Raw genomic sequence first — 15,438 nt, forward strand, 5'->3', positions numbered from 1 at the left:
GGACATGACCGTGATCACCGAATCGGGGACCGCCGAACCCACCACCGCCACAACGGCTCCGCCCGTCAGCGAGCTCGACCGGGCGCGCGCACAGTTCCGTGACGACCTGATCGACGCGGGGCTCCTGGTGCCCTCGGGCATCGACGGCCTCTACGGCCGCGGTGCGATGTTCGAGGACGTCATCGACGCGATCGACGAGGTCGTTGTGGCGGCCGGCCGCGCCGCGCACGCCGACGCGCCGCGCCGACTGCGGTTCCCACCCGTGTTCCCGCGTGAGTCGTTCGAGAAGACCGACTACATCGCGTCGTTCCCGAACCTCACCGGCGCCATCTCCACCTTCACCGGCGACAACAAGGCGCACCGCGCGCTGCTCGCCGACCGCGAGTCGGGTGCCGACTGGGACCACCATCTCGCCTCGGCGGGAACGATGCTCGTCTCGGCCGCATGCCATCCGAGCTACTCCACGCTCACCGGCACGCTGCCCGACGGCGGTGTGCTGATGGACGTCTACGGATACTGCTTCCGGCACGAGCCCGCCGTCGATCCCGCCCGCATGCAGGCGTTCCGCATGCACGAGTTCGTGATCGTGGGGACGCCGCAGCAGGCCGAGAACCACCGCGACAGCTGGGTGCCCCGGGGCCTCGACGTGCTCGATCAGCTGGGCCTCGCCGCTCGCGACGTCCCCGCCAACGACCCGTTCTTCGGGCGCGCGGGAAAGATGCTGGCCGCCAACCAGCTCGACGAGAACCTCAAGACCGAACTCGTGGTGTCGCTGTACGGCGATCTCGACGACGGGACGGCCGTGGTGTCGTGCAACTGCCACCGCGACCACTTCGGTGAGACGTTCACGATCGCGACCGCCGACGGCGATGTCGCACACAGCGCCTGCGTCGGCTTCGGCATGGAGCGCATCGCCCTGGCGATGTTCGCCACGCACGGTCTCGACGTGTCCGCCTGGCCCGCGCAGCAGCGCGGCCTCATCGCCTGACCCGCGCCCACGGAGTCGAGACGAGACTCCGATGAGCCTGCCCGACGAGACCCGACCGACGATGGCGCCCGTCGCCACGACACGGGTGACCGCTTCCCAGTTCGAGTCGCGCATCGACGCGACCCCGGCCGAAATGACCACCACCGCCATGACTTCTGCACCGATCTCGTCCGCCACGACCTCCTCCACCCCTCGCCTTCTGCCGTCCTCGGCGACGACGTCGCCGCGCCGGCCCCTCACCAGCCGAGCCGCGGTGTCCACCCCGGCGCCCCGGGCGACCGACGTCCACGACGTGGTCTTCGGGGCACTGGCGCTGCGGCCCGGCGGCAGCGGGGTACAGACCTACGCACGCGAACTCGTCGCGGCGGCAGCCAGCCTCGCACCGGAGTTGTCGATGGCCGCGGTCGTCCAGAGCGACGCCGTGGGCGAGCTGCCCACCTCGGTCGAACCGCTGACCCGACCGGTCAGTTCCGGTGTCCGTCGGGCGCTCTCGGGTCTGCGGCCGGTGCACACACCCGGCCGGGTCTTCCACTCCCTCGACGTGGACCTGCCGCTGCTGCGCGACGGGATCACGGTGTCGACGGTGCACGACCTGTCGGTGTTCGACACCCCGTGGGCGTCGTCGGCACTGCGCGCCCGCGGTGAACGGGCCCTGCTGTGGCGGGCGCTGAACCGCGCCGACGTGCTCATCGCGGTGTCGTCGTTCACCGCCGAGCGGATCGCCGACATCTTCGGTCGCGGCGCACACGTCATCCCGCTGGCCCCCGCGTCGTGGGCGACCCCGCCGAGCGCCGAGGCGGTCGCGGAGGTCCGCGATCGTCTCGACCTGCCCGAGCGCTTCGTCCTGCAGGTCGGGACGGTCGAGCCGCGCAAGGATGTGGCGCTGCTTGCCGAGGCCTGCGCCGAGGCCGACATCCCGCTGGTGCTGGCCGGCGCCGGCTCGACCGGACCGGACGCACCGGCGTCGGCCCACGGTCTCGGATACGTCGCGACCGCCGCCCTCCCCGCGTTGTACGCCGCGGCGACGGTCACCGCGTACTGCTCGCGCTACGAGGGCTTCGGTCTCCCGCCGATCGAGGCGATGGCCTGCGGCGGCGCCGTCGTCGCCAGCGCGGTCGGCGCCCTGCCCGACGTCGTCGCCGACGGTGCGCTGCTCGTCGCCGGCCATGGCCCGCTGGCGTGGGCCCGCACCCTGCGCGAGGCCGCCGACCCCGAGACAGGAGCCCATCTGCGTGAGCGGGGCCCGATCGCGGCCGGCGCGCTGAGCTGGGAGGCCACCGCCGCCGCGACACTCGAGGTCTACGAGAGCACCCGGTGACCGCGACCCTCGACACCCGCCCGGGAGCCGCCGGTGCGGCTGAGGTGTCCGCGGTCGACCCGGGGGAACCGGGTTCGGCCACCCCCACCCCGAAGGGCTCGATCGCCCGCAACATCGGCTCGATGTTGTTGGGACGCTTCTTCGTCGCCGGACTCGGGTGGGCGGGCAGCATCGCCATCGCCCGCTCGCTGGGCAGTGAGGAATGGGGTCAGTACTCGTTCGTCTTCGGTCTGCTCGGGTTGCTCAGCGTCATCACCGACCTCGGCGTCGGCCGTGTCGTGCTCAGCCGCCTCGTCGGCGACAGCGAGAGCGAGACGCGTCTCGTCGCGAGCTCCTTCATCGCCCTGCGCCTCGGACTGGGGCTCATCGGGTACGCCGCTGCCGTCGGATTCGTCGTGCTCGCGCACTACCCGGGCGTGGTCGTCACCGCCACCGCCATCGCGGGGCTCGTGGTCGTCATCGCCACACCGAGCCACTCGCTCACCGTGCTGTACCAGAGCCGCCTGAAGCTCACCGTCGTCTCGGTCATCGAGTCGCTGAGCCAGATCGTGCAGCTCGCGGCGACCGTCATCGCGGTCATCGTGGCGCCGGTCCTGCTCGTGGTCGTCATCCCGGCCGTCCTGTTCGAACTGGTCTCCCTCATCTCCAAGGGCGTTGTACTGCACCGCGGCGGGCTCGGCTTCCGCCCGGCCAAGCGCATCGAGATCTGGCGCTGGTCGGAGATGCTGCGCGAGGCGTTCCCGCTCAGCGTCGGTTTCGCACTGACGGTGCTGCTGACCAAGATCGACATCCCGCTGCTGTCGAAACTCGACTCGTTCGACGCCGTCGGGCACTACGCGATCGCCTACAAGTTCTCCGATCTCGTCTCGATGATCGGGATCGCGGTGACCACCCCGTTGGTGACGGTGCTCGTCGCCAGCTGGCCCGAACGGCTCGAGGAGTTCCGCGGTCGCATGCGCGACGCCGCCGTCCTCACCACCCTGCTCGGCGGCATGGCCGTGATCGGCATCTGGCCGTCCGCGGCACCCCTGGTCCGACTGCTCTACGGCCCCGACTACGCCGACGCGGCCACCGCGACCCGGTTGCTCGTGCTGGGCGCCGGCCTGAGCAGCTTCACCCTGCTCGGCGTCATGACCCTGGTCAGCACCGGACGCCTGCGCACGTTCCCGGTCATCGCCGCATTCGGGTTGGTGCTCAACGTGATCGCCAACGTCGTGTTGATCCCCCGGATGTCGTTCGAGGGATCGGCCGTCGCGACCGTGGGCACCGAGATCGTCGTCTGCGTGCTGATCTGGGCCACGGTCCTGCGCGAGGTGGCCATCGGAGATCTCTTCCCGTGGCGCACCATGCTCGGGCTGGTCGGGCTGATCGCCGTCCTCACCGCCGCCGTCGCGCTGCTCGCCCCGGCCGACTCGGTGGTCGGCATCGTGCTCGGCGTCGTCGGCGCCCTGGCCCTCCCGGTCGCCGCGCGTGTTGTCGGGATCACCGACAGCATCGACCCGCGCCGCATGCTCTCCGGCCCCGCCCCGACCGATTCGGGGCCCGACCCCACCGGTTCCGGTCCCGACGGCGGCGGCCCCCACGGTGATGGCCCCGACACGGTGGGACCCGACCTCGTCGACACCGCGACCGTCGTCGAGCCGACCTTCTTCGGCCCCGCGTCGACCCCGCTGTTCGGCACCGTGCACCGTCCGGTGTCCGGGGTGGCCCGGGCCGGGGTCGTGATGTGCCCGCCGCTGGGCAAGGAACAGATCGACACCACCCGCGGGGTGCGGATGCTCGCCGAGGACCTCGCGCTGTCGGGGATGGTCGTGTTGCGGATGGACCATCTGCACACCGGTGAGTCGTGGGGAGAACAGGATTCGCCCGACGCGGTCGAGAACTGGCTCGCCGGGATCGGTCATGCCGTCGACCATGTGCGTGGCACCGGTGTCGGCGAGGTCGTCCTCGTCGGTCTCCGGGCCGGCGGTCTGCTCGCCACCGCCGCCGCCGAGCGCATCGACGGTCTCGCGGGTCTCGTGCTGTGGGATCCGGTGCTGCGGGGACGGACCTTCGTCCGGGGCCAGACCCAGCTGTTCCGGATGGCCGTCGCCGCCGACTCGGCCGGGTCGTCGCTGCGCGGCCACACCGACGACGTCGTCGACATCGTCGGGGCCGGCTGGCACCGCCACACCGCACAGGCGTTGTCGGCGATGTCGATCACCCTCGAGTCGCTGCCCGACTGCCCCGTCCTGCTCGCGACATCGGATGCCGATCTCGCATCGGCACCCGCCCGCGCCCTGCTGCACGACGAACGCCCTGCCGGGCGCGTCGAGGTGGTGCGCACGGTCGACCCGACCGCCTTCGTCACCCCGCCGAGCTTCCTGGTGGAGCTGCCGCACGAGTCGGTCCACGCGATCGGCGCCTGGATCGATCAGCTGCTGCCCACCGAACCCCTCGTGGTGCAGCACCGGACACGGTCGTGGGCCGTCGTCGACGGCGAACCGGCTGCGCCCGGCTCGACGTCGGTGATCACCGAGATCGTCACCGCCCCCGACCGTCCGCTGGTGTGGATCACCCGCCCGGCCCACGGCGTCGCCCACAGCGGGCTCGTCGTGCACTCGACGGCCGCCGACATCCGCACCGGCCCCGCCCGACTCTGGCGCGATCTCGCCGTCGAGGCCGGACGGCTCGGCGCGGTCACCGTGCGGTACGACCGACGCGGTGTCGGCGAGAGCGGACGTGTCCAGCGTGCCGACGACTTCGCACCGCTGCACTCCCCGACGTCGATCACCGACGCCCGCGAGGTCCGCGATCTCGCGCGGTCGCTCACAGCCGGACCGCTCACCCATGTGGGGATCTGCTCCGGGTCGTGGTCGGCGTCGCGTGTCGCCCTCGACGTCGCCGACGACACACCCGAGCACCTCGACCGGGTCGTGCTGGTCAACCAGCTCACCTGGCGGCGTGACGCCCCGGTGCTGGGCGGCGACGCCCCCTTCAGCGCCGAGGTCGCCGGCACGACCGTCGACACGGCACCGTCGCTGCGCGGTCGGCTCAAGCCGATCGTGGCGCGCTTCGCGCCGTACCCGCTGTTCGACGCGGTCGCCCGACTCGGCGTCATGCAGAGCCCGCGCCTGCTGCTGCGTCCACTGGCGAAGGCCGGGATCGAGACGCACCTCGTCTTCGGTACCCGCGACTACGAGCACTTCCTCAGCCAACGCGGCCTGCAGGCGCTGAGCAGCGTCAGCCGCAGCGGTCGGGGCCCTTCGGTCCACGTCGCCCCGGGCGGCGACCATCCCGGATTCCATCCGGTGGTCCGCGAGGCGGTGCTCACCGAGTGCCTCCACGCGGTCGCCCTCGACGGTCGGGAGCAGTCATGATCGACAGTGGTGAATCGGCCGTCTCCGACAGCATTCTCTTCGTGACACATTCGCCGCAGCGCTCGGGCGCGGAGTCGGTGATGCTCGATCTCGCCGCGGAATGCCACCGGCGCGGGATGTCGGTGTCGGTGGCGTGCCCGGTCGGTCCGCTCTCGGAATCGTTCCCGCCGTGGGCCGTCCACGTCGAGATCCCGCACCTCGGTCGCGACCACGGTCGTCGCACCCGCGCCGGCGCGGCGTGGGGGATGGCCCGGTCGATGGTCGTCGCCGCGCGGACGCTGCGGGCCCACCGCGGCACCGCGATCGTCGCGAACTCGGCCCACACCCTGCCCGCGCTGCGGCTCGCCGGCGTCCGGTCGGTCGCCTGGCTCGTCCACGACCACCTCGTGAGCCGGAAGACACGCGTGTTCATCGGCGCGGGCCGCCCACTGCTGCATCACGTGGTCGCGGTGTCCCCGACGACCGCGTCGGCCCTCGACGGTCTCGTCGACCACGTCGCCGTCGGTCGCCTCGGCGTCGACATCCCCGACGACGCACCCACGGGCGCCCTGCCGACCGGACCGCTGCGGGCCGGAACCCTGTCGGTGCTCACCCCGTGGAAGGGCGTCGACGTCTTCCTCGAGGCGGTCGCCCGACTCGACGACGCGACCGCGGTCGTCGCGGGTGAGGCCTTCCCCGGCGACGTCGGGTACGCCGCGCAGCTGCGCGAGCGTGCCGGACACCCTGATCTCGCCGGGCGCGTGACGTTCCCGGGTCGGGTTCGTGCCGCCGACGCGCTCGCGCAGTGGACGGTGCACGTCTCGGCGAGCATCGCGCCCGAAGCCGGCCCCCTGACGGCGATGGAGGCGATGGCCGCAGGCGTTCCCGTCGTCGCCACCGACCACGGGAACCCGCGAAACCTGTTGGCGGACCGCCGCGGGGTGTTGGTACCCCCGGGCGATCCGGTCGCCCTCGCCGACGCCATGTCGTCGATCGCCGCCGACCCGCACGGCACCGCGGCGATGGTTCGCCGCGCGTACGCCCATGTCGCCGAGCACCACGATCGCCGCGAAACCGTTCCGGCGCTGCTCGACCTGCTCCTCGGCACGACATCCTCGAGCGCTCCGGCCGCACCCGCCGACGCCGTCGCGGCACCGTCGCGCGGTGGGGGCGGGTCCCGATGAACCCCGCCCTGATGAACGCGGCGACCTACGGTGTCGCCGGGATCGTGGGACTCGCTGTCGCGGCATGGATCCTGATCCGACCGCAGCGCGGCGTCCTGTTGTTCGCGGCGATCTCACCGCTGCACTACATCCTGATCTTCGCGCTCGGCGCCGGCTTCCCCAACGGCTGGAAGGAAGGTCTGCTGGGCTTCACCGCCGTGTGCGCGGTGATCCGGACACGCTGGTCGGCGGTCCCGCGCTTCACCCAACCGTGGGCCTACCTGTTCGCGGCGTTCGCCGTCATCGGGATCGTCAGCGCCCTGGTGACCCTCCCGGTGAATGTCGCGCTGTCGCCGATCAAGATCACGTTCTTCTACGGCCTGGTGTTCCCGATCATCATCTGGCTGCGTCCGCTCGACGCCGGCGACCGCGATCACCTGATCACGATCATGATGGTGCTGGGTCTCGGCACCGGCCTCTATGGCATCTACCAGCAGTTCGTTGGCGCCGACGCCCTCGCCGCACAGGGATTCGCCTACAACACCGACATCCGTTTCGCCGGTGGGCTGTTGCGATCGTTCAGCACGTTCGGTCAGCCCTTCCCGTTCGCGCTGTTCATGATGCTCGTGCTCCTGGTCTGCGGATCGGTCGCCGTGGCGCAGCCACGGCGCCCCCGCAACCTGGTGTTCCTCGTGCTCACCCCGATCTACCTCGCCGCGATGTCCACCGCCGTGGTGCGCGCCGCGTTCCTCGGGTTGCTGATCGGCCTGCTGTGGATAGGTTTTCATCGCTACCGGAAGCTGTTGACCGCGCTCGGGATCGGCGCCGTCGTCGCCGCGGCGATCACCGCCGTCTTCTCCGGTCCGGTGCTCTCGACGTTCCTGTCGTCGAACAGTCTCGGGGAACGCGGGACCGGGTGGAGCGACTCGATCACCTCGATCCTCGGTCATCCCTTCGGGATCGGGCTCGGTACCACGGGCTCGGCCGCCGAGGTCGTGGCGATTGCGACCCGATCGTCGTCGGCGCCGTATCAGCCCGACAACTACTACATCAAGGTGGCGATCGAGTTGGGTCCGTTGGCCCTGTGGGTCTTCGTCGGCGTGATCGTCGTCGCGGTGCTGCACACCGTGCGCGCGTCGCGCGTCGCGACCGACCCGGTGGATCGCAATCTGTGCGTGGGTGTCTCGGCGGCCGCGGTGGCCGTCGCCGCCGCCGCAGTGGTCTCTACGTACTTCGAGATCTTCCCCGACGACGCCTACTTCTGGCTGCTGCTCGGCGCCGCGGCGTCGACGGTGGTCGCGCCCCGCCGTGACGCGGAGAACGGCGAACTCCGGGCCGGGGATCGCCACGACGCAGACTCCGCACCCGTCGACGCCCCGCCCGACACCACTACCCTTGTGCGGTGACCCGCAGCAGATTCGGGGTCCGTCGACTGATCGCCACCACGCGACGACGGACCATGGTGATCGGTGCGCTGGTCGTCGTCGCCCTTCTCGCCGTGGCCGTCGGGCTCACCGTCGCCGTGATGCCGGCTCCGCTCGCCCGGGTTCTGGGCATCCATGACACCGGGATCGACCACACGTGCGTAGCGGCGACGCCACAGACCCCGATCGGGGTCGCCGCGGGCAGCGGACTCCTGTCGCTGTCGGACGCCGATCTCGCCCGGACCCTCGACTTGACCGTCGCCGGAGGCATGCGGTGGATCCGGTTCGACGTGCCGTGGAGTTCGGTGGAGGCCACCCGCGGCCAGTACGACTGGGCCGCCACCGATCGTGTGGTCGACGCCGCGCGTGCCCGCGGTCTGACCGTCCTCGGCATCGTCGACACGACACCCACGTGGGCGCGGCTCCCGGGCGCGCTCGACAAGGAGTTCTCCCTGCCGAACGACACCGCCGCGTTCGGGAACTTCGCCGGGCTCGCGGCGCGGCGCTACGCCGACCGGATCACCGCCTGGGAGGTGTGGAACGAGCCGAACATCGTCAACTTCGCCGCGCCCGCACCCGATGTCGCGGTGTACGGCCGGATGCTGACGGCGGCGTCGATCGCCATCCGCACCAACGCCGCCCCGGGCGTCACGATCGTCACGGCCGGGCTCTCACCCGCGGTCGACGAGGGCGGCAACATCGCGCCCACACGGTTTCTGAGCACGCTCTACCGCGTCGCCAACTCGTCGACATGGGACGCCGTCGGCATCCACCCCTACAGCTATCCCTATCTGCCCCTGGACTCCTCGTCGAAGTCGTTCAACGCCTTCGCGCAGTTGCCGGCGCTCTACGCGACGATGCGGCGCAACGGTGACGGCGCCAAGAAGCTGTGGGTCACCGAGTACGGGGCACCCACGGGCGGCACCGACAAGCAGAAGGTCTCCGAGCAGTTCCAGGCCGATTCGCTCTTCTCGGCCATCATGTCGACACGGTCGCGCGGACACTTCGGACCGTTCTTCGTCTACAGCCTGCGCGATGCCGGTACCGATCGCTCCGACGCCGAGGACAACTTCGGGTTGCTGCGCAATGACTTCAGCCCCAAGAAGGCCTACGACGAGGTACGCGCCGCCGCCGACTGCCGCTGAGGCGGTGGTCCGCTGCTGAGAACTGCCCCGAGAGGACAGTCCGAGGGGAATGGTCCCTCCGACTGTCGCCTGGGGGCAGTTCTCAGCAGCCGAGCCTCACCGTTGCCGCGGATCGCGAGGTCCACACAGACGACCGCCGCTGAACCGACAGGCGGCTCAGCGGCGGTGGTTCGCTCGGTGTCTCCTCAGCTGTGCGCCGACTGGGGCGTGCGCTCGGACTCGTCGATGCTCTCGGAGTCGGCGTCGGTGTCCATGTCGGCGTTTACCTCGATGTCGGCGTCTGCGTCATCCGAGAAGCTCTCGGCCGCAGCCTCGTCCGGCCACTCGGCGTCGTCGGATGCGGTGTCCTGATCGGCCTCGACGTCCCGCTCCGACACCGCGTTCTCGTCGGGCACCTGGTCCTCGACGGACGCCACGTTCTCGTCGGCGCTCGGCTTCTCGTCGGGCGCTGCGTTCTCGTCGGGCACTGCGTTCCCGTCGGCCGCAACCGGTTCCGACTGCTGAACCGGCACCGGCTGCGCCGAACCCGCATGCGCCTGGGCACCGTTGGTGGCGCGGGTCGGCACGGCGGACATACCGCCCGCACCCTCGGCGGCGAGGGGCCGGTAGGGCAGATATCCGGCGGCGGGATCGTTCGGGGTGATCGGCGGGGGCGGTGTGACCGGCGCGGGCGCGGGCGCCGGGGTCTGCACGGGCGCAGGCGCGGCAACGGAGGGACGCACCGGCGCCGCGGCGTCGGAGGGCTTGCGGAACGCGACCGCGAGACCGCCTGGCAGGCGGAAGCTTCCGCGACCGCTCGGCGCGACCACGAGGATCGACGGGATGTTCCACGCCGCGAGCGTCTCGAGCGCCTTCGCCACGCGTGCGCGCTCGACCTGACCGTCACGGACCACCACGACGGCCAGCGAATGGTCGCGCTCGTCCGGGGTCCAGTCGTCGTCGTCGATGTCACGACCGTCGACCCGGCCGTGGACGTGGGCGACGATGCGTGCCACGACACCGCGTACCTGCTCGGAGGCGACGATCAGCACCGGACCCGAGACACGCGCCACGGCGGCCAGCGTCGAGGTCGAGATCTCCTCGCCGCGACGCGGGATGTCGACGACGGCGTGTGCGCGACGACCGATGCGACGCGACCACTCGCGGTTCACCGAACGGCCGAGGAACGACCGGGCGAACACGAGCAGTTCGGCCGAGAGGATCAGTGCGAGAAGCCCGGCCACGCCGGCGATGGCGATCGGCGGGATGCTCGCGGCCTTCGGACCGCCGGCCGGCTGCGACAGCAGGATGAGACGTTGGGTGGCGGCGGTGATCGGCTGTGTGGCCGAGGCCGCGGTCTGCTGCTGCTGCCGGAGCTGGTCGATCTGCGACTTGAGTGCGGTGAGGATCCCCGCGGCCGGTCCGTCGGCGGTGATGACACCGTCGAGTTGCGAGGTGAGCGACTCCAATTGTGTGGTGAGCGCCTGTAATCCGGTACTCATGCCGTTGCTCGCCGGGGCCGAGGCAGCCGACTGCTGGCGTTGCACGTAGGTCGAGTCGAGCGTGGAGACCACGGCCTTGGCCAGGGTCGAGGCGTCCTGCGCCGAGTCGGCCTCGGCGGTCACGTCGACGATGCCGGGCACCGTCGACGCGGCGACGACGATGTCGGCCGACAGCTGCGACGGGTCGAGGCGCAGGCCCGAGGTCTTCGCGATCTGTTCGAGAACCTGCTGGTCGGAGGCCAGCGCGACGAACGGGCCGGCGGCAGTCGCGGCGTCGGTGGAGGTCGGACCGGACTGGCCACTGGCCGCGGCACCCGGCGTGACGATCTGTGCGACGACAGACGCCTGATAGCGCTGCGCGGCGACCGATTGGTAGCCGAACACGCCCAGGGCCACCACGATCGCGACGACGATCGCGACAGGTGCGACCTTCAGCAGTCCGCGCAGGTGTCCGACGAGATCTACGGTGGGCTCATTGCCCATCGACGGCGTGCGTGTGTTTTGCTTCATGCGAACATCAACTCCCCCTGCAACACGCCTCCCCAGCGGTTGCTCCCCGTGCCCCCTCCCCGAGGGCGATCGGTCATGCCGATCCACATGCTACTGCACGCTGGCGAAGGGGGCGTTCACTCCAGTCGTGTAGTGCCTCCGACCGCCGATGACGCGGGCGGCGAACAACTTGTCCAACACCACGATCACGCACGACAGACACGAGGACATGATGCAGCTCACACTTCGATCACGCTGGATGCGACTGGTGATGACCGCGGCGACGGTCGTCGGCGTCGCCACCACCGCCGCGGCCCCGGCCGCCACCGCCGCCGGATGCGCGACCACGGTGGGTGTGTCCCCCGGCGCGTCCATCTACGGATACTCCGACGCCGACCTGAACCAGACCTTCGCCCAGATGCGCGCGCTCGGCGCGACCTGGACCCGCATCGACATCGCGTGGAGTTCGATCGAGGCCGACCGCGGCGTGTTCACCTGGGGCACCACCGACCGACTGGTGAACGCCGCACGCGCACAAGGCCTCAAGGTCCTCGGCATCGTGGCCTACACCCCGCGATGGGCGCGCGCGGCGTCGCCGGTCGACTCCGACAAGGTCGTACCGGCCAACCCGGCCGACTTCGGGGCGTTCGCCGCACGCGTGGCCTCGCACTACGGGAATGCGCTGTCGGCGTACGAGATCTGGAACGAGCCGAACCTGCAGGCCTTCTTCATGCCCCGCGTCGACCCGGGACGCTACGTGCAGTTGCTGGCCGCGGCGAGCACCGCCATCCGGAGCGTCAACGGCGGTGCGCTCATCGTCGGTGGCGGTGTCACCGGCGCGGGCAACGGCGGCGGCAACATGAACCCGGTCGATTTCGTGCGGGCCATGTACGGCGCGGGCGCCGCGCCGTTCCTCAACGTCGTGTCGGTGCACCCGTACAGCTATCCCATCGATCCGTCCGACACCCGACCGAACCCGTACAACTACTTCAACGCGATCCCGGCGGTCCACGCGACGATGGTCGCCGGCGGCGACGGCGCCAAGCCGATCTGGATCACCGAGTTCGGTGCGCCCACCGGGTCGGGTTCCAACGCGGTCAGCCCCGCGGCGCAGTCGGCGATGATCGTCCACGGCGTCGCCCGGGCCAGGCAGTTCGGCTACGTCGGCAACGTGTTCGTCTACTCGCTGCGCGACGCCGGACCGAACGTCTTCGACCGCGAACAGAACTTCGGACTCCGCTACTCCAACGGCAGCCCGAAGCCCGCCTACAACGATCTGCGCGCCTACCTGGCCCGATGCGGGGCGCCGCGCTAGCGCGGGTTCTCCGGCACGATTCGTGCCCCAAGTACCTGTAACTGGGTGTAACGTGCAGATCCGTGGAGTCATCCGAACGTGATCTGTGGCGGCGTCGCACCGTCACCCGCGACGGTGTGCAGCTGGCCGTCTTCGAGGCCGGCGACGCCGACGCGCCGACCGTCGTGCTGGTCCACGGGTGGCCCGACACCCACCACCTGTGGACCCACGTGGCGCCGATCCTGGCGCAGCGCTACCACGTGGTCGCCTACGACACCCGCGGCTACGGCGAGAGCGACGCACCCTCGGGCGATGCGCCGTACCGGCTGGCCGAGCTCGCCGCCGACCTGTTCGCGGTCATCGACGCCGTCTCCGACGTTCCCGCCCACGTGGTCGCCCACGACTGGGGTTCGGTGCAGACGTGGGAGGCGGTGACCACCGCGGGCGCCGATGACCGGATCGCCTCGTTCGTCTCGGTCTCGGGCCCCAACCTCGACCACCTCGGCACCTGGGCGCGCGAGAAGCTCGCACACCCCACCCCGACGGCACTGAGGCAGGCGCTGTCGCAGATCGCATCGTCGGCCTACACCGTGATGTTCCAGCTCCCCGTGGTGCCGAAGGTGTTCTTCGGCGCGCTCGGGTGGGCGCCGGTGTGGCGGCAGTTCCTGCACCGCGTCGAGGGCACCGCACCCGGCGACGTCGCCGTGGGACCCACGCTGCACCACGACATGATCTCGGGCCTGCGCTACTACCGGGCCAACATCCGCGCGCACCTGTTCTCGCCGGACGCCCGGTCGACGACGGTGCCGACCCTCGAGATCGTCAACACCCGCGACATCGCGCTGCGGAGCGCGATCTTCGACAACACCCCGCGCTACACCGACGGCCTGTGGCGGCGCGACCTGCCGACCGGACACTGGCTGCCGTATTCGCGCCCGGAGCTGTTGGCCGAGAACGCGATCGACTTCATCGAGTCCATCATCAGCGGGGAGCCGAGCGCGACCGTGGCCCGCGCCCGCGTCACCGGCGACAGCCGCGGCGCCGTCGAGGGGACGCTGTCCGTCGTCACCGGCGGTGGCAGCGGGATCGGGCGCGAGACGGCCCTGCTGCTGGCCGCCGAGGGTGGCGAGGTGGTCATCGCCGACATCGATCTCGGCGCCGCCCAGAAGACGGCCGACGAGATCACCGGCTCCGGCGGCACGGCCCGCGCCTACGCCCTCGACGTCGCCGACAGCGACGCCTTCGCCCGGTTTGCCGCCACCGTCGCCGAGACCCACGGCGTCCCCGACATCGTCGTCAACAACGCCGGGATCGGCTTGGCGGGCGCACTTCTCGACGCCACCGACGCCCAGATCCGACGCCTGGTCGACATCAACCTCGTGAGCGTGGCCACCGGCAGCCGCGAGTTCGGCAGGCTGATGGTCGCCCGCGGACTCGGCGGCCAGATCGTGAACCTCGCCTCGGCCGCCGCGTTCACCCCGCAGCGCGGGCTCGGCGCGTACGCGGCCACGAAGGCCGGGGTGCTGCTGCTCAGCGAGTCGTTGCGCGCCGAACTCGCCGAACACCACATCGGCGTCTCGGCGATCTGCCCCGGCATCGTCGACACCAACATCATCTCCGCGACCGAGTTCGCCGGCGCCACCGGCGACAACCAGGAGCGTCTGCGCGACCGGATGAACGGCATGTACCGACGCCGTGGATTCACCCCGGACCGTGTCGCGGTGGAGATCCTCGACGCCATCACCCGCAACCGTGCCGTCGTCCCGGTGACCATCGAGGCCTCGGTGGGATACCGCGTGTACCGATTCCTGCCCGCACTCTCGCGCCGTATGGCGCGGACGTCGTTGTTCTAGAGGAGTTCGCCATGACCGATCTGTCCACGCGGGTCACCCACGACCCCCACGACCCCCACACCGACCCGGGCCCCGTCACCCTGCACGCACGCGACGTGGCGTTCGACTTCGACAAGACGCCGCTGCACTGGATCCCCGGTCACCCCATGGCGTCCAACGTGATCAGCATGCTCAACCTGCTGCTCCCCGAGGGCGAGCGATGGTTCGTCGCCACCTACAACGAGGCGTTGCCGCTGGTCGCCGACGAGGAGCTCGCCGCCACCATGCGGGGGTTCATCGGTCAGGAGGCCATGCACGCCGAGGCCCACGACAAGGTGCTGTGGGACTTCCTCGACCGCCACGGTCTCGACCCGCGTCCGTTCCAGCGGCAGATGCAGTGGCTGTTCCGGAAAGTGCTCTCCCCCAAGACCTCGTGGACGCCCGACGCCCAGCGCAAGGATCTCGTGGAGCGGCTGTGGCTGATCGCGGCCATCGAGCACTACACCGCGATCCTCGGCGACTTCGCGCTCAACAACACCTGGCGCGCACACGGTTCCGACCCGGCGATGACCGACCTGTTCACCTGGCACGGCGCCGAGGAGGTCGAGCACCGCTGCGTCGCCCACGACGTGGCCGCCTACTTCGGTGACGGCTACCTCCGCCGCGGGCGCGCGATGTTCATGGCCCTGTCGGGGCTGCTGCTGCTGATCCATCGCGGAAGCCGCTTCATCGCCAAGAGCGACCCGTACCAGAAGTACTCCTACCGACGGATGTGGACCGAGTACGCCCGTGGTGCCCGCGCCGGTGTGCTGCCGACGCTGCGGTCGATCGTGTTCGCGACGTTCAGCTACTTCAAGCCGACGTTCTATCCCGACCAGATCGGTTCCACCGCACAGGCCGTCGCCTACCTCGCCGCCTCCCCGGCGGCCCGCGGCGCGGGACGGTGACCTCCGAGCGCGCCGGGCG

Annotated in this window: 10 protein-coding genes; 9 read left to right on the forward strand and 1 reads right to left on the reverse strand. The window is 70.8% G+C overall.

The window, feature by feature from the left end; translation table 11 throughout:
• The first annotated feature begins 4 nt into the window (after positions 1-4).
• The 6 genes from ASG12_RS20565 (at position 5) to ASG12_RS20590 (ending at position 9,376) form a co-directional block, all read left to right on the forward strand.
• Complete coding sequence (locus ASG12_RS20565) at positions 5-988, forward strand: amino acid--[acyl-carrier-protein] ligase (RefSeq protein ID WP_055793966.1); 984 nt, start codon at positions 5-7, stop codon at positions 986-988.
• A 394-nt stretch (positions 989-1,382) separates the two neighbouring features.
• Entirely contained in the window at positions 1,383-2,306 is a 924-nt protein-coding gene (locus tag ASG12_RS20570) for a glycosyltransferase (protein ID WP_235457840.1), read from the forward strand.
• Positions 2,303-5,665: an oligosaccharide flippase family protein gene (locus ASG12_RS20575; RefSeq protein ID WP_055793648.1), complete on the forward strand. Its 3,363-nt coding sequence runs from the start codon at positions 2,303-2,305 to the stop codon at positions 5,663-5,665. The genes ASG12_RS20570 and ASG12_RS20575 overlap by 4 nt, the downstream gene beginning before the upstream one ends.
• Complete coding sequence (locus ASG12_RS20580; RefSeq protein WP_055793650.1) at positions 5,662-6,828, forward strand: glycosyltransferase family 4 protein; 1,167 nt, start codon at positions 5,662-5,664, stop codon at positions 6,826-6,828. Before ASG12_RS20575 ends, ASG12_RS20580 begins: the two co-directional genes overlap by 4 nt.
• On the forward strand, positions 6,825-8,213 hold the full coding sequence (locus ASG12_RS20585; RefSeq protein ID WP_055793652.1) for an O-antigen ligase family protein: 1,389 nt from the start codon (positions 6,825-6,827) through the stop codon (positions 8,211-8,213). The genes ASG12_RS20580 and ASG12_RS20585 overlap by 4 nt, the downstream gene beginning before the upstream one ends.
• Positions 8,210-9,376 carry an endo-1,4-beta-xylanase gene (locus ASG12_RS20590; RefSeq protein WP_055793654.1) on the forward strand — a complete coding sequence of 389 codons (1,167 nt, stop codon included), beginning with the start codon at positions 8,210-8,212 and terminating at the stop codon, positions 9,374-9,376. The genes ASG12_RS20585 and ASG12_RS20590 overlap by 4 nt, the downstream gene beginning before the upstream one ends.
• A 185-nt stretch (positions 9,377-9,561) precedes the next feature.
• On the opposite strand, the gene ASG12_RS20595 is transcribed toward ASG12_RS20590, so the two are convergent.
• Entirely contained in the window at positions 9,562-11,367 is a 1,806-nt protein-coding gene (locus tag ASG12_RS20595; RefSeq protein ID WP_082502198.1) for a hypothetical protein, read from the reverse strand.
• 208 nt (positions 11,368-11,575) lie between these two features.
• Between ASG12_RS20595 and ASG12_RS20600 the strand changes: the two genes are divergently transcribed.
• The 3 genes from ASG12_RS20600 to ASG12_RS20610 all read left to right on the forward strand — a co-directional run bounded on the left by ASG12_RS20600 (position 11,576) and on the right by ASG12_RS20610 (position 15,419).
• Positions 11,576-12,661 (forward strand): cellulase family glycosylhydrolase, encoded by a 1,086-nt coding sequence (locus ASG12_RS20600; RefSeq protein WP_162243455.1) that lies wholly within the window; start codon positions 11,576-11,578, stop codon positions 12,659-12,661.
• A 62-nt stretch (positions 12,662-12,723) separates the two neighbouring features.
• Positions 12,724-14,493 (forward strand): SDR family oxidoreductase, encoded by a 1,770-nt coding sequence (locus ASG12_RS20605; protein ID WP_235457710.1) that lies wholly within the window; start codon positions 12,724-12,726, stop codon positions 14,491-14,493.
• 11 nt (positions 14,494-14,504) lie between these two features.
• Positions 14,505-15,419, forward strand: a complete 915-nt coding sequence (locus ASG12_RS20610; RefSeq protein ID WP_055793662.1) for a metal-dependent hydrolase — start codon at positions 14,505-14,507, stop codon at positions 15,417-15,419.
• Positions 15,420-15,438 lie beyond the last annotated feature (19 nt).

Source organism: Williamsia sp. Leaf354, assembly GCF_001424365.1.
Classification (GTDB): Bacteria; Actinomycetota; Actinomycetes; order Mycobacteriales; family Mycobacteriaceae; genus Williamsia_A.

Coding starts and splice junctions, on each gene's coding strand:
- ASG12_RS20610 (WP_055793662.1), top strand. CDS start 14,505: ATGACCGATCTGTCCACGCGGGTCACCCACGACCCCCACGACCCCCAC.
- ASG12_RS20600 (WP_162243455.1), top strand. CDS start 11,576: ATGATGCAGCTCACACTTCGATCACGCTGGATGCGACTGGTGATGACC.
- ASG12_RS20580 (WP_055793650.1), top strand. CDS start 5,662: ATGATCGACAGTGGTGAATCGGCCGTCTCCGACAGCATTCTCTTCGTG.
- ASG12_RS20585 (WP_055793652.1), top strand. CDS start 6,825: ATGAACCCCGCCCTGATGAACGCGGCGACCTACGGTGTCGCCGGGATC.
- ASG12_RS20565 (WP_055793966.1), top strand. CDS start 5: ATGACCGTGATCACCGAATCGGGGACCGCCGAACCCACCACCGCCACA.
- ASG12_RS20570 (WP_235457840.1), top strand. CDS start 1,383: ATGGCCGCGGTCGTCCAGAGCGACGCCGTGGGCGAGCTGCCCACCTCG.
- ASG12_RS20595 (WP_082502198.1), bottom strand. CDS start 11,367: ATGAAGCAAAACACACGCACGCCGTCGATGGGCAATGAGCCCACCGTA.